The organism is Pseudomonas sp. S3_B08, from assembly GCF_054667725.1.
The window spans coordinates 4,515,799-4,533,834 of sequence record NZ_CP162750.1; the positions used below are offsets into that span (position 1 = coordinate 4,515,799).

Annotated in this window: 15 protein-coding genes and 1 pseudogene; 8 read left to right on the forward strand and 8 right to left on the reverse strand. The window is 61.0% G+C overall.

Annotation, left to right across the window (positions count from 1 at the left end; genetic code table 11):
- Position 1 precedes the first annotated feature (1 nt).
- Positions 2-978 (forward strand): annotated as a pseudogene (locus tag AB4N73_RS20510) (NADPH:quinone oxidoreductase family protein).
- 257 nt (positions 979-1,235) lie between these two features.
- Positions 1,236-2,585, forward strand: a complete 1,350-nt coding sequence (gene glpT / locus AB4N73_RS20515) for a glycerol-3-phosphate transporter (protein WP_024014747.1) — start codon at positions 1,236-1,238, stop codon at positions 2,583-2,585.
- On the opposite strand, the gene AB4N73_RS20520 is transcribed toward glpT, so the two are convergent.
- The 6 genes from AB4N73_RS20520 to AB4N73_RS20545 form a co-directional block, all read right to left on the reverse strand.
- Positions 2,561-3,229, reverse strand: a complete 669-nt coding sequence (locus AB4N73_RS20520; RefSeq protein ID WP_024014748.1) for a gamma-glutamylcyclotransferase — start codon at positions 3,227-3,229, stop codon at positions 2,561-2,563. The two genes, glpT and AB4N73_RS20520, sit on opposite strands and share 25 nt — an antisense overlap.
- 184 nt (positions 3,230-3,413) lie before the next feature.
- Positions 3,414-4,382 (reverse strand): CDP-6-deoxy-delta-3,4-glucoseen reductase, encoded by a 969-nt coding sequence (locus tag AB4N73_RS20525; protein ID WP_056791686.1) that lies wholly within the window; start codon positions 4,380-4,382, stop codon positions 3,414-3,416.
- Positions 4,382-5,848 carry a 4-hydroxy-3-polyprenylbenzoate decarboxylase gene (gene ubiD / locus AB4N73_RS20530; protein ID WP_039757427.1) on the reverse strand — a complete coding sequence of 489 codons (1,467 nt, stop codon included), beginning with the start codon at positions 5,846-5,848 and terminating at the stop codon, positions 4,382-4,384. The genes AB4N73_RS20525 and ubiD overlap by 1 nt, the downstream gene beginning before the upstream one ends.
- Positions 5,849-6,086: 238 nt before the next feature.
- The gene (rho, locus tag AB4N73_RS20535; protein WP_003229334.1) at positions 6,087-7,346 is read right to left on the reverse strand and encodes a transcription termination factor Rho; all 1,260 of its coding nucleotides are present in this window, start codon (positions 7,344-7,346) and stop codon (positions 6,087-6,089) included.
- 247 nt (positions 7,347-7,593) lie between these two features.
- Positions 7,594-7,923 carry a thioredoxin TrxA gene (trxA, locus tag AB4N73_RS20540; RefSeq protein ID WP_003206727.1) on the reverse strand — a complete coding sequence of 110 codons (330 nt, stop codon included), beginning with the start codon at positions 7,921-7,923 and terminating at the stop codon, positions 7,594-7,596.
- A gap of 120 nt (positions 7,924-8,043) precedes the next feature.
- On the reverse strand, positions 8,044-8,751 hold the full coding sequence (locus AB4N73_RS20545; RefSeq protein ID WP_056791723.1) for a FadR/GntR family transcriptional regulator: 708 nt from the start codon (positions 8,749-8,751) through the stop codon (positions 8,044-8,046).
- 256 nt (positions 8,752-9,007) lie between these two features.
- Between AB4N73_RS20545 and AB4N73_RS20550 the strand changes: the two genes are divergently transcribed.
- The 5 genes from AB4N73_RS20550 to ppx all read left to right on the forward strand — a co-directional run bounded on the left by AB4N73_RS20550 (position 9,008) and on the right by ppx (position 13,564).
- On the forward strand, positions 9,008-9,793 hold the full coding sequence (locus AB4N73_RS20550; RefSeq protein WP_016772623.1) for a transporter substrate-binding domain-containing protein: 786 nt from the start codon (positions 9,008-9,010) through the stop codon (positions 9,791-9,793).
- Positions 9,794-9,814: 21 nt separating this feature from the next.
- The gene (locus AB4N73_RS20555) at positions 9,815-10,483 is read left to right on the forward strand and encodes an amino acid ABC transporter permease (RefSeq protein WP_024014752.1); all 669 of its coding nucleotides are present in this window, start codon (positions 9,815-9,817) and stop codon (positions 10,481-10,483) included.
- Positions 10,480-11,130, forward strand: a complete 651-nt coding sequence (locus tag AB4N73_RS20560; protein WP_122705602.1) for an amino acid ABC transporter permease — start codon at positions 10,480-10,482, stop codon at positions 11,128-11,130. Before AB4N73_RS20555 ends, AB4N73_RS20560 begins: the two co-directional genes overlap by 4 nt.
- Positions 11,117-11,854 carry an amino acid ABC transporter ATP-binding protein gene (locus AB4N73_RS20565; RefSeq protein ID WP_007911148.1) on the forward strand — a complete coding sequence of 246 codons (738 nt, stop codon included), beginning with the start codon at positions 11,117-11,119 and terminating at the stop codon, positions 11,852-11,854. The genes AB4N73_RS20560 and AB4N73_RS20565 overlap by 14 nt, the downstream gene beginning before the upstream one ends.
- Positions 11,855-12,061: 207 nt before the next feature.
- Complete coding sequence (gene ppx, locus AB4N73_RS20570) at positions 12,062-13,564, forward strand: exopolyphosphatase (protein WP_041476907.1); 1,503 nt, start codon at positions 12,062-12,064, stop codon at positions 13,562-13,564.
- Between the two features lie 245 nt (positions 13,565-13,809).
- On the opposite strand, the gene ppk1 is transcribed toward ppx, so the two are convergent.
- Both ppk1 and hemB read right to left on the reverse strand, forming a co-directional pair.
- The gene (ppk1, locus tag AB4N73_RS20575; RefSeq protein ID WP_095181271.1) at positions 13,810-16,035 is read right to left on the reverse strand and encodes a polyphosphate kinase 1; all 2,226 of its coding nucleotides are present in this window, start codon (positions 16,033-16,035) and stop codon (positions 13,810-13,812) included.
- An 18-nt stretch (positions 16,036-16,053) separates the two neighbouring features.
- Positions 16,054-17,067 (reverse strand): porphobilinogen synthase, encoded by a 1,014-nt coding sequence (gene hemB / locus AB4N73_RS20580; RefSeq protein ID WP_460142484.1) that lies wholly within the window; start codon positions 17,065-17,067, stop codon positions 16,054-16,056.
- Between the two features lie 207 nt (positions 17,068-17,274).
- On the opposite strand from hemB, the gene AB4N73_RS20585 reads away from it, so the two are divergent.
- Complete coding sequence (locus tag AB4N73_RS20585; RefSeq protein WP_056791681.1) at positions 17,275-17,934, forward strand: DedA family protein; 660 nt, start codon at positions 17,275-17,277, stop codon at positions 17,932-17,934.
- Positions 17,935-18,036 lie beyond the last annotated feature (102 nt).

Here is an 18,036-nt window from a genome sequence, read left to right on the forward strand (position 1 = left end):
GATGAAAGCCGTGCTGTGCAAAGCCTTCGGCCCTGCCGAATCGCTGGTGCTGGAAGACGTCGCCAGCCCTGTCGCGAAGAAGAATGAAATCCTGCTGGACGTGCACGCTGCCGGAGTCAATTTCCCGGACACGCTGATCATCGAGGGCAAATACCAGTTCAAACCGCCCTTCCCGTTTTCGCCAGGCGGTGAAGCGGCGGGCGTTGTGCGCGAAGTCGGGGAAAAGGTCAGCCATCTGAAAGTCGGCGACCGGGTCATGGCGCTGACCGGTTGGGGCAGTTTTGCCGAGCAGGTGGCGGTGCCGGGCTACAACGTCCTGCCGATTCCGCCGTCGATGGATTTCAACATCGCCGCTGCATTCAGCATGACCTACGGCACCTCGATGCACGCGCTCAAGCAACGCGCCAACCTGCAACCGGGCGAAACCCTGCTGGTGCTCGGCGCATCGGGCGGCGTCGGCCTCGCCGCCGTGGAGATTGGCAAAGCCATGGGTGCCCGCGTGATCGCCGCCGCCAGCAGCGCCGAGAAACTCGCGGTGGCCAAGGCTGCCGGCGCCGATGAGCTGATCAATTACAGCGAAGCCAGCCTCAAGGAGGAGATCAAACGCCTCACCGACGGCCAGGGCGCCGACGTGATCTACGACCCGGTCGGCGGCGACCTGTTCGACCAGGCCATCCGCGCCATCGCCTGGAACGGCCGCCTGCTGGTGGTCGGCTTCGCCAGCGGACGCATCCCGGAACTGCCGGTCAACCTCGCCCTGCTCAAGGGCGCGGCTGTACTCGGCGTGTTCTGGGGTTCTTTGCCCAACGCCAGCCACAGGACAATGCAGCCAACTTCCAGCAGCTGTTCGCCTGGTTTGCCGAGGGCAAGCTCAAACCGCTGGTGTCGCAGGTGTATCCGCTGAGCAATGCCGCGCAGGCGATCGATGATCTTGGCCAGCGCAAGGCTGTGGGCAAGGTTGTCGTTCAGGTTCGTTAACAACATGGAGCGATCCGGAGCAGCAATCCGGATCGCTTTAGCGCTGAGATCTGCCTCTCCCATGCGTCAAACCGCAGAAACCCACCCGAGCCACCATTCCCTCAGCGCCGCGTACTTGTCTCAGAGCGACATGTTCATAAAGGAACGTTCATCTGCCCAAATTTCCGCTGTTTTGCCGACGTGAAGCGATGCTATTTTCGGTAACGAAACTGTAACATTCGCATCCGCAGTCAAAACAAGAAAACTGGAGCTCTTGAATGTTTGCTTTCTTTCGTCCTGCCGCACATCAGGCTCCATTGCCTGAAGAAAAAATAGACAGCACCTACCGCCGCCTGCGCTGGCAGATCTTCGCCGGTATCTTTATCGGCTACGCCGGTTACTACCTGCTGCGCAAGAACTTCTCCCTGGCCATGCCGTACCTGATCGATGAAGGCTACAGCCGTGGCGACCTTGGTCTGGCGATGTCGGCGATCGCCATCGCTTACGGTTTGTCGAAATTCCTCATGGGCCTGGTGTCCGACCGTTCCAACCCGCGCTTCTTCCTGCCGTTCGGTCTGCTGGTCTCGGCCGGGGTGATGTTCATTTTCGGTTTCGCGCCGTGGGCAACGTCCAGCGTGACGATGATGTTCATTCTCCTGTTCATCAACGGCTGGGCACAGGGCATGGGCTGGCCGCCGAGCGGGCGGACCATGGTGCACTGGTGGTCGCAGAAGGAACGCGGCGGCGTGGTGTCGGTGTGGAACGTGGCGCATAACGTCGGCGGCGGTCTGATCGGCCCGCTGTTCCTGATCGGCATGGGTCTGTTCAACGACTGGCACGCGGCTTTTTACGTCCCGGCAGCGGTCGCGCTGGGCGTCGCGGTATTCGCCTTCATCACCATGCGTGACACCCCGCAATCGGTCGGCCTGCCGCCGATCGAGCAGTACAAGAACGATTACCCGGAAGGCTACGACGCCAGCCACGAAGACGAATTCAGCGCCAAGGAAATCTTCGTCAAATACGTGCTGCGCAACAAAATGCTCTGGTACATCGCTCTGGCCAACGTCTTCGTCTACTTGCTGCGCTACGGCGTGCTGGACTGGGCGCCGACGTACCTGAAGGAAGCCAAGGGCTTCACCGTGGATAAGACCTCGTGGGCCTATTTCTTCTACGAGTGGGCAGGCATTCCGGGTACGCTGCTGTGCGGCTGGATGTCAGACAAGATCTTCCGTGGCAACCGTGGTCTGACCGGCATGGTGTTCATGGCCCTGGTGACTGTTGCGACCCTGGTGTACTGGCTGAATCCGGCCGGCAATCCGATGGTCGACATGATCGCCCTGCTGTCGATCGGCTTCCTGATCTACGGCCCGGTGATGCTGATCGGCCTGCAAGCGCTGGAACTGGCGCCGAAGAAGGCCGCCGGTACTGCAGCGGGCTTCACCGGTCTGTTCGGTTATCTGGGGGGTTCGGTCGCGGCCAGTGCGGCGATGGGCTACACCGTTGACCACTTCGGCTGGGATGGCGGTTTCGTGCTGCTGGTCGGCGCTTGCCTGCTGGCGATGGCCTTCCTTGCGCCAACGCTGTGGCACAAGCAAGTCGCCAGTCAGAGCCGTGAAGCGGTCGCCTGATCGCTGTGTGATTTACAGCGCTTGAGCCGCGCCTCCAGATTGCGGTCTGGCATGGCGTGGCTGCGCAGGGCGTGCGCGGTCTGCTCGACATAATCGCGAGTGGTGCCGTAACGCCCGCTGGCGCTGGCGAACACCTGGCTGAGCACATGATCCGGCAAGTTGCCGGCGTAGCTCGGCAGGTGGCGCTCCAGAACGAATCCCAAAGCCTGCACCTGAGTGCCATCTTCGAGCCGGCAATTGAGCCAGTGCGGGCGATACGAGGGAAACGGCATCTCGCGTTTCCACAGCGCATACAGCGCGGTATCGAGATTGTCTTCCGGCAAGCGGTAGGCAAAGCCACTGCATGAACCGCCACGATCCAGACCGAACACCAGACCGGGCATTTCCGGTGTACCCCGATGCTCGTGGGACCACAGGTACAAGCCGCGATGATAGCCATGCACGCGACCGCGCATGCGCTCAACCGCCGTGCATTCCGGCCGCCAGATCAGCGAGCCATAGGCGAACAGCCACACCGGCCCGCCCTTGTGGCGTGCCATGGTCGATTGCATGGAAGCGAGAAGTTGTTCGTGCGTCAGCTGCGGCCCAAGATCGAGCCGCGGAGGGTAAGCCAGGTTCAGGATTGCGTTTTCAATGGCGCTCATGGCGAATAGCGTTCAGCTCCCCGCGGGTGAAGAATTACTTAATAGAACGCACCGTTGTAACAATAAGGCACATATGTTTTAAGGCAAATTAAGTGCCACTGATTAATTGCCTGATTCATATATAACCTAGCGATATTTACTGTTTAGGGTAAATACCGATCGGCTATATACCAAGTTATAAGTCTCAGGAGCGCGGCGCGTAGGCGAACACATCAGCGCGCATCTGATGCGCATCCATCCCCGCCTCGACCAGCGCATCCAGGGTCCCGTAAACCATCGCCGGCGAACCGCTGGCATAGACGTGCAGCGGCTTCAGATCGGGGAAATCCTCGCAAACCGCTTCGTGCAACATCCCGCAGCGCCCTTCCCAGCCGCACTGGTCGCTGACCACTTTGTGCAGGAACAGATTGGGCAGCTTCAGCCATTCGTCCCAGTGCTCGATCTGATAAAAGTCTTCTGGACGGCGTACGCCCCAATACAGATGCACTGGATGCTTGAAGCCTTCGGCGCGGCAATGTTCGATCAGGCTGTGAATCTGGCCCATGCCGGTGCCGGCGGCGATCAACACCAGCGGACCGTCGGGTAGTTCCGCAAGATGTGTGTCACCGAACGGCAACTCGACACGCACCAGCGGGTTGCGTTGCAGCTGCTCGATCAGGCTCAACGCACTGGTTTCGCGCGCCAGCACATGGATTTCCAGATCACGTCCGCCGTGGGGCGCCGAAGCCATGGAGAACGCCGATTTCTCGCCGTTCTCACGCTCGATCATCAAATATTGCCCGGCGTGATAGCGCGGCGGCTTGCCCGCCGGTGCCCGCAGACGCACGCGCCAGGTGTCGCCGCCGACCTCGCGGCACTCGATGACCTGACACGATAGGCTGCGCACCGGCAATTCACCGAGTGCGAGCACGCCATCCCACAACAGCACGCAGTCTTCCAGCGGTGCGGCGATGCAGGTGTAGAACTCGCCATGGTCGTGGACTTTGCCGGCCTGCTCGACGCGGCCCTCCACCAGCAGCGCTGCACACACGTGGCAATTGCCGTTGCGACAGCTTTGCGGGCAGTCATAGCCCAGACGCCGCGCGCCGTCGAGAATCCGCTCACCGGGCTGTATCTCGAGCACTGCTCCGGAAGGCTGCAGGGTTACACGCATCAATCTATTCCTAACTGATTCCAGATGGCATCGATCCGTTGGGTGACGGCGTCGTCCTTGACGATCACGCGGCCCCATTCGCGGGTGGTTTCGCCCGGCCACTTGTGGGTGGCATCCAGGCCCATTTTCGAGCCCAGGCCGGAAATCGGCGAAGCGAAGTCGAGGTAGTCGATCGGCGTGTTGTCGATCATCACCGTGTCGCGCTTGGGGTCCATGCGCGTGGTGATGGCCCAGATCACGTCGTTCCAGTCGCGGGCGTTGATATCGTCGTCAGTGACGATAACGAACTTGGTGTACATGAACTGTCGCAAAAACGACCAGACGCCGAGCATCACGCGCTTGGCATGCCCCGGATACGACTTCTTCATCGTCACCACGGCCATGCGGTACGAGCAGCCTTCCGGCGGCAGGTAGAAGTCGGTGATCTCAGGGAACTGCTTCTGCAGAATCGGTACGAACACTTCGTTCAGCGCCACGCCGAGAATCGCCGGCTCATCCGGCGGCCGCCCGGTGTAGGTGCTGTGATAGATCGGCTTGATCCGGTGGGTGATGCGCTCGACGGTGAACACCGGGAAGCTGTCGACTTCGTTGTAGTAACCGGTGTGGTCGCCATACGGGCCTTCGTCGGCCATTTCGCCGGGATGAATCACGCCTTCAAGAATGATTTCGGCAGTGGCCGGCACTTGCAGATCGTTGCCACGGCACTTGACCAGTTCGGTACGGTTGCCGCGCAAGAGCCCTGCGAAAGCATATTCGGAGAGGCTGTCCGGCACCGGCGTCACGGCACCGAGAATCGTCGCCGGATCGGCGCCAAGGGCCACGGACACCGGGAACGGCTGGCCCGGGTGCTTCTCGCACCACTCGCGGAAGTCGAGAGCGCCGCCACGATGGCTGAGCCAGCGCATGATCACCTTGTTGCGGCCGATCACTTGCTGGCGGTAGATACCGAGGTTCTGGCGTTCCTTGTTCGGGCCTTTGGTGACCGTCAGGCCCCAAGTGATCAGCGGGCCGACATCGCCGGGCCAGCAGGTCTGCACCGGCAACATCGCCAGATCGACATCGTCGCCTTCGATGACCACTTCCTGGCATACCGCGTCTTTGACGACTTTCGGCGCCATCGAAATGATCTTGCGGAAGATCGGCAGTTTCGACCACGCGTCCTTCAAGCCCTTCGGCGGCTCCGGCTCCTTGAGGAAGGCCAGCAGCTTGCCGATTTCGCGCAGCTCGCTGACCGACTCGGCGCCCATGCCCATGGCCACGCGCTCGGGGGTGCCGAACAGGTTGCCGAGCACCGGAATGTCGTAACCGGTAGGCTTCTCGAACAGCAGTGCCGGGCCTTTGGCCCGCAACGTGCGGTCGCACACCTCAGTCATCTCCAGCACCGGCGAGACGGGAATCTGGATGCGTTTCAACTCTCCGCGCTGCTCAAGCTGCTGCACGAAATCCCGAAGATCCTTGAATTTCATTGACGATGGCACCCTCAAAATAGGCGTACATCCTACCTGCTCTGAGGAGCAAACAGCAGCCCGTCATTGCTCGATTGTGGCCCCCGCGCTGCGGCGAAGGCGCAGGCCTCGAACTCGGGAGTGCGCTGCCGACGCCGCAATATCGGCCCATCAACAGATATCCGTGATGGCCGCGAGATTTTTCGGGGCAAAAAAAACGCCCCCTCGCGGGAGCGTCCTTTGTTGAAACGCCAGCGTATTACTTGCGTTTCATCGACAAGAAGAACTCGTCGTTGGTCTTGGTCGTCTTCAGCTTGTCGACCAGGAACTCGATGGCGGCGACTTCGTCCATCGGGTGCAGCAGCTTGCGCAGAATCCACATGCGCTGCAGTTCGTCGTCGGCGGTCAGCAACTCTTCGCGGCGGGTGCCGGAGCGGTTGATGTTGATGGCCGGGAACACACGCTTCTCGGCGATCTTGCGATCCAGAGGCAGCTCCATGTTGCCGGTGCCCTTGAACTCTTCGTAGATCACTTCGTCCATCTTCGAGCCGGTTTCAACCAGCGCGGTGGCGATAATGGTCAGCGAGCCGCCTTCTTCGATGTTACGCGCGGCACCGAAGAAACGCTTCGGCTTCTCGAGGGCGTGGGCATCGACACCACCGGTCAATACCTTGCCGGAGCTCGGGATCACGGTGTTGTAGGCACGGGCCAGACGGGTGATGGAGTCGAGCAGGATCACCACGTCTTTCTTGTGCTCGACCAGGCGCTTGGCCTTCTCGATCACCATTTCAGCAACCTGCACGTGACGGGTCGGCGGCTCGTCGAAGGTCGAGGCAACCACTTCGCCGCGCACGGTGCGCTGCATTTCGGTCACTTCTTCCGGACGCTCGTCGATCAACAGCACGATCAGGTGAACTTCAGGATTGTTACGGGCGATGTTCGCTGCGATGTTCTGCAGCATGATCGTTTTACCGGCTTTCGGCGGTGCGACGATCAGACCACGCTGGCCTTTGCCGATCGGTGCACACAGGTCGATCACGCGACCGGTCAAGTCTTCGGTGGAACCGTTGCCGGCTTCCATCTTCATACGCACGGTCGGGAACAGCGGCGTCAGGTTCTCGAAGAGAATCTTGTTTTTCGCGTTCTCCGGACGATCGAAGTTGATCGTGTCGACCTTGAGCAGGGCGAAATACCGCTCGCCTTCCTTCGGAGGGCGGATCTTGCCAACGATGGTGTCACCGGTGCGCAAGTTGAAGCGGCGGATCTGGCTCGGCGAGACGTAGATGTCGTCAGGGCCGGCGAGGTAGGAAGCGTCTGCGGAGCGCAGGAAGCCGAAGCCGTCCTGGAGAATCTCCAGCACGCCATCACCGGAGATTTCCTCGCCGCTTTTCGCGTGCTTTTTGAGCAGGGAGAAAATCACGTCCTGCTTGCGCGAACGGGCCATATTTTCTATGCCCATCTGTTCGGCCAATTCGAGCAGTTCGGTAATCGGCTTTTGCTTGAGTTCAGTCAGATTCATATAGGAATGACGTAATCATTTATGGAGGGGGGAAATTAAGCTTTTGGCTTAATGAGGCCGCGCCGCGGAGAAGGCGACAGGATCGCGAACTAATTCGAAAAGGAGTGCGTCGGCGACGGCTAGCAGGGGGCATTGGAGAAACCAGTGCGGGGCCGAATGTACCACCTGAGTTTCGGAGCGTCTAGCCCTGAATACGCAAAAAGCCCCGCGATTTGCGGGGCTTTTTTTCAGCGTTTTACTGCGACGCTCAGATGTTGGCGTCGAGGAAAGCCGCCAGCTGCGACTTCGACAGTGCGCCGACCTTGGTCGCTTCAACGTTGCCGTTCTTGAACAGCATCAGCGTCGGGATACCACGCACGCCATGCTTGGCCGGGGTTTCCTGGTTTTCGTCGATGTTCAGTTTGGCGACGGTCAGCTTGCCTTTGTAAGTCTCGGCAATCTCGTCCAGAACCGGTGCGATCATTTTGCAAGGGCCGCACCATTCAGCCCAGTAGTCGACCAGGACAGCGCCTTCGGCCTTGAGTACGTCGGCTTCGAAGCTAGCGTCGCTAACGTGTTTGATCAGATCGCTGCTCATGGAGTTCTCCAGGTTGTAAGCAAAAAAACGTGGCCCATCATAGCCGCCCTTCCCTTGTTCAGGAAGCCGCAGATGATTGAGTGTTGCTATGGCCCTTGATGAGTTTGGGTATAGCTCAAGTCACGCCGTGGCGGGAGCGATGAAGGCGATTCCGGTGCGCAGGGCGGCGTTGCGCACGTGTTCCTGCATGGCTTTCTGCGCCGCCGCCGAGGCGCGGCGCGCCAGTGCGCGGAGGATCTTGCGGTGTTCCTGCCAGGTTTCCATGGCGCGCTCGGCGCGGATGAACGGCAGTTTCTGGCTCTCGAGAAAGATCTCGGCGCTGGCGGTGAGGATGCTCAGCATCGCCTGATTGCCGCTGGCGAGAAGGATGCGCCGGTGAAATTCGAAGTCGAGTTTCGCCGCTGCCTCAAAGTCGCCGAGCTTCAATTGCTCGCGCATGGCCGCAACGTTGTCTTCCAGCGCATCCAGATCGAACGTGCTCAACGTCACTGCCGCCAAACCTGCTGCAAACCCTTCGAGCGCATAGCGCAATTGAAAGATATCCAGCGGCGATGCCTGCGCCGCAAACGACCAGCCTGGCGCGTTGTCGCCGCGCGACAATTCGACCGGCGACTGCACGAACACGCCCTTGCCCGGCTGAATGCTGACCACGCCCAGTGCACTGAGCGACGACAGCGCTTCACGCAACGATGCTCGACTGACGCCCAGTTGCAGCGCCAGATCCCGTTGCGAAGGCAACGCGTCGCCGGCACCGAAGCCCTGTTCGGTGATCAGTTTGCGGATCGCTTGCAGCGCCACTTCGGGTACGGCGCGGGAGATCGAATTCATGATGTGCGGACGCGTCAGGGCCAAGGTGCGGCTAGTTGTAAAGCTATTCGTCGAGTCCGGCAAGTCGTGCCCCAGCGGGGTTCGGCGCGCACTGCCGATGCGCCATCGCAGTGCGAAAACCGAGTTGACTGTTCAGACCAGTAAGACCGAACCAAGCCGCTGATGCCGCGGCCTGCCGGGGCGAAATCCGCCTGTTGGCACGGCCCATGCTCTGTCCGATCGCAGCAACCACTTCCCGCCGATCCGGAGATTGTCCATGACCCAGCGTTACAGCGCCCTCCTCGCTTCCCTGTTTGCCGGCCTGCTGCTGTGCCAGGCCCCCGCTCACGCCGACGGTCTGGACGACGTGGTCAAACGCGGCACGCTGAAAGTCGCCGTGCCCCAGGACTTCCCGCCGTTCGGCTCGGTCGGCCCGGACATGAAGCCGCGCGGCCTGGATATCGACACGGCGAAGCTGCTCGCTGACCAACTCAAGGTCAAACTCGAACTGACCCCGGTCAACAGCACCAACCGCATCCCGTTCCTCACCACCGGCAAAGTCGATCTGGTGATCTCCAGCCTCGGCAAAAACGCCGAGCGTGAGAAAGTCATCGACTTCTCCCGCGCCTATGCGCCGTTCTACCTCGCCGTGTTCGGTCCGCCAGACGCCGCGATCACCAGCCTCGACGACCTCAAGGGCAAGACCATCAGCGTCACCCGGGGCGCCATCGAAGACATCGAGCTGAGCAAAGTCGCCCCCGAAGGCGTGACCATCAAACGTTTCGAAGACAACAACTCGACCATCGCTGCTTATCTGGCAGGCCAGGTCGATCTGATCGCCAGCGGCAACGTAGTGATGGTGGCCATCAGCGAGAAGAACCCCAAGCGCGTGCCGGCGCTGAAGGTGAAGCTCAAGGATTCCCCGGTCTACGTGGGCGTGAACAAGAACGAAGCGGCGTTGCTGGCCAAGGTCAACGACATCCTCAACACCGCCAAGGCTGACGGCGCGCTGGAAAAGAACTCGCAGACCTGGCTGAAAGAGCCGCTGCCGGCCGATCTCTGATCGACTGCGCGGGAGACCTTCATGGCTTATCAGTTCGATTTTATGCCGGTGGTGGAAAACACCGACCTGCTGCTGCGCGGCGCACTGTTCACCCTTGAGCTGACCGCCATCGGCGCGCTGCTCGGGGTCGGCGTGGGCATTGTCGGGGCGCTGGTGCGGGCGTGGCAGATCCGCCCGTTCTCAGCGATCTTCGGCGTCTACGTCGAGTTGATCCGCAACACGCCGTTTCTGGTGCAACTGTTCTTCATCTTCTTCGGCCTGCCGTCGCTCGGCGTGCAGATTTCCGAGTGGCAGGCGGCAGTGCTGGCGATGGTGATCAACCTTGGCGCCTATTCGACCGAGATCATCCGCGCCGGCATCCAGGCGATTCCGCGCGGGCAGCTGGAAGCGGCTGCGGCATTGGCGATGACGCGCTTCGAAGCGTTCCGCCACGTCGTCCTGCTGCCGGCGCTGGGCAAGGTCTGGCCGGCGCTGAGCAGCCAGATCATCATCGTCATGCTCGGTTCGGCGGTGTGTTCGCAGATCGCCACGGAAGAATTGAGCTTCGCCGCCAACTTCATTCAGTCACGCAACTTCCGCGCCTTTGAAACCTATGCGCTGACCACCCTGATCTATCTGTGCATGGCGCTGCTGATCCGCCAGTTGCTCAACTGGTTCGGCCGCCGGTTCATTGCGAGGAGCAGCCAATGAGCGATTTCACTTTCTGGGACATCCTGCGCAACCTGCTCACCGGCCTGCAATGGACCCTGGCGCTGTCACTGGTGGCGTTCATTGGCGGCGGCCTCGTCGGCCTGCTGATTCTGGTGATGCGCATTTCCAAGAACACGCTATCAAGCAGCATCGCCCGCACCTGGATCGAGCTGTTTCAGGGCACGCCCCTGTTGATGCAACTGTTTCTGGTGTTCTTCGGCGTGGCGCTGGCCGGCATCGAGATTTCACCGTGGATGGCCGCCGCGATCGCTTTGACCTTGTTCACCAGCGCCTATCTGGCGGAGATCTGGCGCGGCTGCGTCGAGGCCATTCCCCACGGTCAGTGGGAAGCCTCGTCGAGCCTGGCGCTCAATCCGCTTGAGCAGTTGCGCTACGTGATCCTGCCGCAAGCGCTGCGCATCGCCGTGGCGCCGACCGTGGGCTTCTCGGTGCAAGTGGTCAAAGGCACAGCGGTGACCTCGATCATCGGCTTCACCGAACTGACCAAGACCGGCGGCATGCTCGCCAATGCCACGTTCGAACCGTTCATGGTCTACGGCCTCGTCGCCCTCGGCTACTTCCTGCTCTGCTACCCCTTGTCCCTCAGTGCGCGCTACCTGGAAAGGAGACTGCATGCCTCTGCTTAGAATTTCCGCCCTGCATAAATACTACGGCGATCACCACGTACTCAAAGGCATCGATCTCAGCGTCGAGGAAGGCCAGGTCGTGGCGATCATCGGCCGCAGCGGCTCGGGCAAATCGACCCTGTTGCGCACACTCAACGGCCTGGAGTCGATCAACGACGGCGTGATCGAAGTCGACGGCGAATACCTCGACGCCGCCCGCGCTGATCTGCGCAGCCTGCGACAGAAGGTCGGCATGGTCTTCCAGCAGTTCAACCTGTTCCCGCACCTGACCGTCGGCGAAAACGTCATGCTCGCGCCGCAAGTGGTGCAGAAAGTACCCAAGGCCAAGGCAGCCGAACTGGCGCGCGAAATGCTCGAGCGAGTCGGGCTCGGGGAGAAATTCGATGCCTTCCCGGACCGTTTGTCCGGTGGTCAGCAGCAACGGGTGGCGATCGCCCGGGCTTTGGCGATGTCGCCGAAGGTGCTGCTGTGCGATGAAATCACCTCGGCGCTGGACCCTGAGCTGGTCAATGAAGTGCTCAGCGTGGTGCGGCAATTGGCCAAGGAAGGCATGACGCTGATCATGGTCACCCACGAGATGCGCTTTGCCCGAGAGGTGGGCGACAAACTGGTGTTCATGCACCATGGCAAGGTGCATGAGGTGGGCGATCCAAAGGTGTTGTTTGCCAATCCGCAGACGGCGGAGCTGGCGAACTTTATTGGCACGGTGGAGGCGACAGCCTGAAGATTTTCTGAGGCAGTGATGCCCTCTTCGCGAGCAGGCTCGCTCCCACATGGGAATGCGTTCACCTGTGGGAGCGAGCCTGCTCGCGAATGGCCGCGTCGCGATCCCCAGACTTTCTGCGCTGAATCAACGGTTTGAGCCATGCGCGTTGGCGCCAGCGTTTGATCGTGGCACGATGTCGGGGTTATCGACCGAGACCCCCTGACCATGCCGCAATCCCAAGCCAAGAATCTGTCCCTGATCGCCGCAATCGACCTGGGCTCCAACAGCTTTCACATGGTCGTGGCCAAGGCCCAGAACGGCGAAATCCGCATCCTCGAGCGCCTCGGCGAGAAGGTGCAACTGGCCGCCGGCATCGACGACGCGCGCCAGCTCAACGAAGAATCGATGCAGCGCGGCCTCGATTGCCTCAAGCGCTTTGCCCAACTGATCAACGGTATGCCGCTCGGCGCCGTGCGCATCGTCGGCACCAACGCCCTGCGTGAAGCGCGCAACCGTGGCGAGTTCATCCGCCGCGCCGAGGAAATCCTCGGCCACACGGTAGAAGTCATTTCCGGCCGTGAAGAAGCGCGCCTGATCTATCTCGGCGTTTCGCACACGCTCGCTGACACCCCAGGCAAACGTTTGGTCGCCGACATCGGCGGCGGCAGCACCGAATTCATCATCGGCCAGCGCTTCGAGCCTTTATTGCGCGAAAGCCTGCAAATGGGCTGCGTGAGTTTCACTCAGCGTTATTTCAAGGACGGCAAGATCACCCCGGCCCGCTACGCCCAGGCCTACACGGCGGCGCGCCTGGAGATCATGAGCATCGAGCACGCCCTGCATCGCCTGACCTGGGATGAAGCCATCGGCTCCTCGGGCACCATCCGCGCCATCGGCCTGGCCTTGAAGGCCGGCGGCCATGGCAGCGGTGAGGTCAACGCCGAAGGCCTGGCGTGGCTCAAGCGCAAGCTGTTCAAGCTCGGCGACGCCGACAAGATCGATTTCGAAGGCATCAAGCCTGACCGTCGGGCGATCTTCCCGGCGGGCCTGGCAATTCTCGAAGCGATCTTCGACGCCCTCGAACTGCAACGCATGGATCACTGCGAAGGCGCGCTGCGCGAAGGCGTGCTCTACGACCTGCTCGGCCGTCATCACCATGAAGACGTGCGCGAACGCACCCTGACCTCGCTGATGGAGCGCTATCACGTCGACCTGGAACAGGCAGCGCGGGTCGAGCGCAAGGCCCTGCACGCCTTCGATCAGGTCGCCGTGGACTGGGAACTGGATGACGGCATCTGGCGCGAACTGCTCGGCTGGGCGGCGAAAGTGCACGAAGTCGGCCTCGACATCGCGCACTATCATTACCACAAGCACGGCGCCTACCTGATCGAGCACTCCGATCTGGCAGGCTTCTCTCGCGAGGATCAGCAGATGCTCGCGCTATTGGTGCGTGGCCACCGGCGCAATATCCCCAAGGACAAGTTCGCCGAATTCGGCGATGACGGCATCAAACTGATTCGCCTGTGCGTGCTGCTGCGGTTTGCGATTCTGTTCCATCACATTCGCGGGACCCAGGCGATGCCACAGGTGGCGCTGCATGCCAATGGCGATCATCTCGATGTGGAATTCCCGGAGAACTGGCTGGATGAAAATCAGCTGACCCAGGCGGATTTCGGCCTGGAAGCGGATTGGCTGACGCGGGTTGGAATTGTTCTCACGGTGCACTGAGTAACTGGCTGGCACAAAAAAGGCGATCCGTTAGGATCGCCTTTTTATTGGGTTTGGCTTGAGAGCAGCGGTGTAGCTCTCCCCTCACCCCAGCCCTCTCCCGAGGGAGAGGGAGCCGATTTGTACTAGCGTTGAGGCCAGAGTTCGATCAGGTATTTCAGGTCAGTGTATGACGCAAGACACCTCGGTCAGTCCCCTCTCCCTCCGGGAGAGGGTTAGGGCTAGGGGCTTTTGACCTTCGGCACTTAACTGCTGACAGGCAATATCGGGCTGCCCAGCCGCTCCAGCAACGTCGCCTGGGCACTGCGCGGGTTCTGGTTGCCAGTGGGTGTGTTGCGGATGTAGCGGCCGTCCGACTGCAGGCTCCAGCTGTGGGTGTTGTCGGTCAGGTACAGCTCCAGCTCCTTCTTGACCCGAGTCAGCAGTTTCTTGCCTTCCACCGGGAAGCAGGTCTCGACGCGCTTGTCGAGGTTGCGCTCCATCCAGTCGGCGCTGGAGAGGAACATCTGCTCGTCGCCGCCGTTGAGGAAGTAGAACACCCGCGTGTGCTCAAGGAAGCGGCCAATGATCGAGCGCACATGAATGTTGTGCGAGACCCCGGCAATGCCCGGACGCAGGCAGCACATGCCGCGCACCACCAGATCGATGCGCACGCCGGACTGGCTGGCCTTGTACAGCGCGCGGATGATCTTCGGATCGGTCAGCGAGTTGAACTTGGCGATGATGTGCGCCGGTTTGCCTTCGAGGGCAAACTGGGTTTCGCGGGCAATCATGTCGAGCATGCCCTTCTTCAGGGTGAACGGCGCATGCAGCAACTTTTTCATGCGCAGCGTCTTGCCCATGCCGATCAACTGGCTGAACAGTTTGCCGACGTCCTCGCACAAGGCGTCGTCGGAGGTCAGCAGGCTGTAGTCGGTGTAAAGCTTGGCGTTACCGGCGTGGTAGTTGCCGGTACCGAGATGCGCATAACGGACGATCTCGCCAGCCTCACGGCGCAGGATCAGCATCATCTTGGCGTGGGTCTTGAAGCCGACCACGCCGTAGATCACCACCGCACCGGCCGCTTGCAGACGGCTGGCCAGTTGCAGGTTGGATTCCTCGTCAAAGCGCGCGCGCAGCTCGATCACCGCCGTGACTTCCTTGCCGTTACGCGCGGCGTCGACCAGCGCATCGACGATCTCCGAGTTGGCGCCGGAGCGGTACAGGGTCTGGCGAACCGCGAGCACGTGCGGGTCTTTCGCGGCCTGACGCAGCAGGTCGACCACCGGCGTGAACGACTCGAACGGGTGCAGCAGGAGGATGTCCTGCTTGCTGACCACACTGAAGATGTTTTCGCTGTTCTGCAGCAGTTTCGGGATCTGCGGGGTGAACGGCGTGTATTGCAGCTCTGGATGACTATCGAGGCCAGTGATGCTGAACAGACGCGTCAGGTTGACCGGGCCGTTGACCTGATACAGCTCGGTCTCGCTCAGGTTGAACTGCTTGAGCAGGTAGTCCGAGAGGTGTTTCGGGCAGGTGTCGGCAACTTCCAGACGCACCGCGTCACCGTAGCGCCGCGAGAACAACTCGCCACGCAGGGCGCGGGCCAGGTCTTCGACGTCTTCGGAGTCGAGCGCCAGGTCGGCGTTTCGGGTCAGACGGAACTGGTAGCAGCCTTTGACCTTCATGCCCTGGAACAGGTCATCGGCGTGGGCGTGGATCATCGACGACAGGAACACATAGTTGTCGCCGGCACCGCCGACTTCTTCCGGGACCTTGATGATCCGGGGCAGCAGACGCGGGGCCGGAATGATCGCCAGACCGGAGTCGCGACCGAAGGCGTCGATACCTTCGAGCTCGACGATGAAGTTCAGGCTCTTGTTCACCAGCAGCGGAAACGGGTGCGTCGGGTCGAGGCCGATCGGGGTGATGATCGGCGCGATCTCGTCGCGGAAATAGCGGCGTACCCAAGTCTTGAGCTTGGTTGTCCAGTTGCGCCGACGGATGAAGCGCACCTGATGCTTTTCCAGCTCGGGCAGGAGGATGTCGTTGAGGATCGCGTACTGGCGGTCAACGTGACCGTGAACCAGTTCGCTGATCCGCGCCAGCGCCTGATGCGGCTGCAAGCCGTCAGCGCCGGCCTGTTCGCGGGCAAAAGTGATCTGCTTTTTCAGCCCGGCGACCCGGATCTCGAAGAATTCGTCGAGGTTGCTGGAGAAGATCAGCAGGAACTTCAGCCGCTCCAGCAACGGGTAGGACTCGTCCAGCGCCTGTTCCAGCACGCGGATGTTGAACTGCAATTGCGAAAGCTCGCGGTGGATGTACAGGCTGCTGTCATCCAGGCCGGGAATGGTGATCGCCGGCACCGCCACAGCGGTTTCGGCAACCGGCGCGGGTGGCGCAGGCTCCAGTTCCGGCGGGGTTTCGGTGATTTGCTCGACCACCGGCTGAGCTTCTTTTACGGCAACTTCAGTGAGTCCTTCGGTATTCATGGAATGTTCCTGGGAGGGCTATTTCTGCTCTCGTAACAATTGAGCGGCACGAACGGCAAAGTAAGTCAGGATGCCATCTGCACCGGCACGTTTAAAGGCGGTCAGTGACTCGAGGATCACCGCTTCGCTCAACCAGCCATTCTGGATAGCGGCCATGTGCATGGCGTATTCGCCACTGACCTGATAGACGAAGGTCGGCACCTTGAAGGCATCTTTGACGCGAAAAAGAATGTCCAGGTAGGGCATGCCCGGTTTGACCATGACCATGTCCGCACCTTCGGACAAGTCGGCACCGACTTCGTGCAGCGCCTCGTCACTGTTGGCCGGGTCCATCTGATAAGAAGCCTTGTTCGCCTTGCCGAGGTTCGACGCCGAACCCACGGCATCGCGGAAAGGCCCGTAGTAGGCGCTGGCATACTTGGCCGAGTAGGCCATGATGCGCACGTTGACGTGGCCGGCAATTTCCAGCGCCTCACGAATCGCCTGGATGCGGCCGTCCATCATGTCCGATGGCGCCACCACCTGCGCGCCGGCTTCGGCGTGGGACAACGCCTGACGCACCAGCGCATCGACAGTGATGTCGTTCTGCACGTAGCCGTCTTCATCGAGAATGCCGTCCTGACCGTGGGTGGTGAACGGGTCCAGCGCGACGTCAGTGATCACGCCCAGCTCCGGGAAACGCTCGCGCAGGGCGCGAGTGGCGCGCTGGGCGATGCCTTCGGGATTCCAGGCTTCGGCGGCATCGAGGGATTTCAGCCCAGGCGGGGTGACCGGGAACAGAGCCAGCGCCGGAATGCCCAGCTCGACCCATTTCGCCGCTTCTTCAAGCAGCAGATCAATGCTCAGTCGCTCGACGCCCGGCATCGAGGCCACGGCTTCGCGGCGGTTTTCACCGTCGAGCACGAACACCGGCAGAATCAGATCATCGACCGTCAATACGTTTTCACGCACCAGGCGCCGCGAAAAATCATCACGACGATTGCGGCGCAGACGAGTGGCTGGGAACAGACGATTGGCGGGGGTAAAGCTCACGGCAGACTCCTGAGCCCGGGCAAACGGGCGAGCGTGACAGTTATAGACGGCCATTATGACTAACAGATGACAGTTATGTGTGCTCTGTGACAGGTAGCCGCAATCCATTGTCGATGTAGGAAATGTTCACGTCGAGACACATTTGGACACTTTCATGAATGTGCCCGAAGGGTTAGGCTGCGCGTTCATTTCGCCAGCACCCAGACAATGCTCCAACAATTTCTGCACGACTTTGGCTACTTTGCCTTGTTTCTCGGCACGTTCTTCGAAGGCGAAACCATTCTGGTGCTCGCAGGCTTCCTTGCGTTCCGTGGATACATGGACATCAACCTGGTGGTGGTCGTGGCGTTCTTCGGCAGTTATGCCGGTGATCAGCTGTGGTACTTCCTGGGGCGCAAGCACGGGCGCAAATTGCTTGCGCGCAAACCGCGCTGGCAGATGATGGGCGACCGTGCGCTGGAGCACATCCGCAAACATCCGGACATCTGGGTCCTGAGCTTCCGCTTCGTTTATGGCCTGCGCACGGTGATGCCGGTGGCGATCGGCCTGTCCGGTTATCCACCGGGACGTTACTTGCTGCTCAACGGCATCGGCGCGGCGATCTGGGCCACCGCCCTGGCTGCGGCGGCTTACCACTTCGGCGCAGTGCTGGAAGGCATGCTCGGCAGCATCAAGAAGTACGAACTGTGGGTGCTCGGCGCCTTGCTGATCCTCGGGCTGGGCCTGTGGCTGCGGCGCCGCTTCAAGAATGCGCAACTGGCAAAGAAAATCTATCAGGACGAGCAGCTCGCCAAGGCCGCCGAGGCCGAGCAGTTGCGTCAGGCCGAAGCGACCCCTCCTGCCGGACCGAAAACGCCAGCCGAATAAGCCATTCGCTGGCGGCTGCCACGCGCATTCCAGGCAAATAATGAACACCCCGCCGCCGTTGCGATCCATTGAGAGAGCGCTCTGTTCCCGCGCGCGTCAGCC

What these genes read in the sequence shown, in the direction of transcription:
- glpT (WP_024014747.1), top strand. Translation starts at nt 1,236, where the DNA reads ATGTTTGCTTTCTTTCGTCCTGCCGCACATCAGGCTCCATTGCCTGAA.
- AB4N73_RS20520 (WP_024014748.1), bottom strand. Translation starts at nt 3,229, where the DNA reads ATGAGCGCCATTGAAAACGCAATCCTGAACCTGGCTTACCCTCCGCGG.
- AB4N73_RS20525 (WP_056791686.1), bottom strand. Translation starts at nt 4,382, where the DNA reads ATGCGTGTAACCCTGCAGCCTTCCGGAGCAGTGCTCGAGATACAGCCC.
- ubiD (WP_039757427.1), bottom strand. Translation starts at nt 5,848, where the DNA reads ATGAAATTCAAGGATCTTCGGGATTTCGTGCAGCAGCTTGAGCAGCGC.
- rho (WP_003229334.1), bottom strand. Translation starts at nt 7,346, where the DNA reads ATGAATCTGACTGAACTCAAGCAAAAGCCGATTACCGAACTGCTCGAA.
- trxA (WP_003206727.1), bottom strand. Translation starts at nt 7,923, where the DNA reads ATGAGCAGCGATCTGATCAAACACGTTAGCGACGCTAGCTTCGAAGCC.
- AB4N73_RS20545 (WP_056791723.1), bottom strand. Translation starts at nt 8,751, where the DNA reads ATGAATTCGATCTCCCGCGCCGTACCCGAAGTGGCGCTGCAAGCGATC.
- AB4N73_RS20550 (WP_016772623.1), top strand. Translation starts at nt 9,008, where the DNA reads ATGACCCAGCGTTACAGCGCCCTCCTCGCTTCCCTGTTTGCCGGCCTG.
- AB4N73_RS20555 (WP_024014752.1), top strand. Translation starts at nt 9,815, where the DNA reads ATGGCTTATCAGTTCGATTTTATGCCGGTGGTGGAAAACACCGACCTG.
- AB4N73_RS20560 (WP_122705602.1), top strand. Translation starts at nt 10,480, where the DNA reads ATGAGCGATTTCACTTTCTGGGACATCCTGCGCAACCTGCTCACCGGC.
- AB4N73_RS20565 (WP_007911148.1), top strand. Translation starts at nt 11,117, where the DNA reads ATGCCTCTGCTTAGAATTTCCGCCCTGCATAAATACTACGGCGATCAC.
- ppx (WP_041476907.1), top strand. Translation starts at nt 12,062, where the DNA reads ATGCCGCAATCCCAAGCCAAGAATCTGTCCCTGATCGCCGCAATCGAC.
- ppk1 (WP_095181271.1), bottom strand. Translation starts at nt 16,035, where the DNA reads ATGAATACCGAAGGACTCACTGAAGTTGCCGTAAAAGAAGCTCAGCCG.
- AB4N73_RS20585 (WP_056791681.1), top strand. Translation starts at nt 17,275, where the DNA reads ATGCTCCAACAATTTCTGCACGACTTTGGCTACTTTGCCTTGTTTCTC.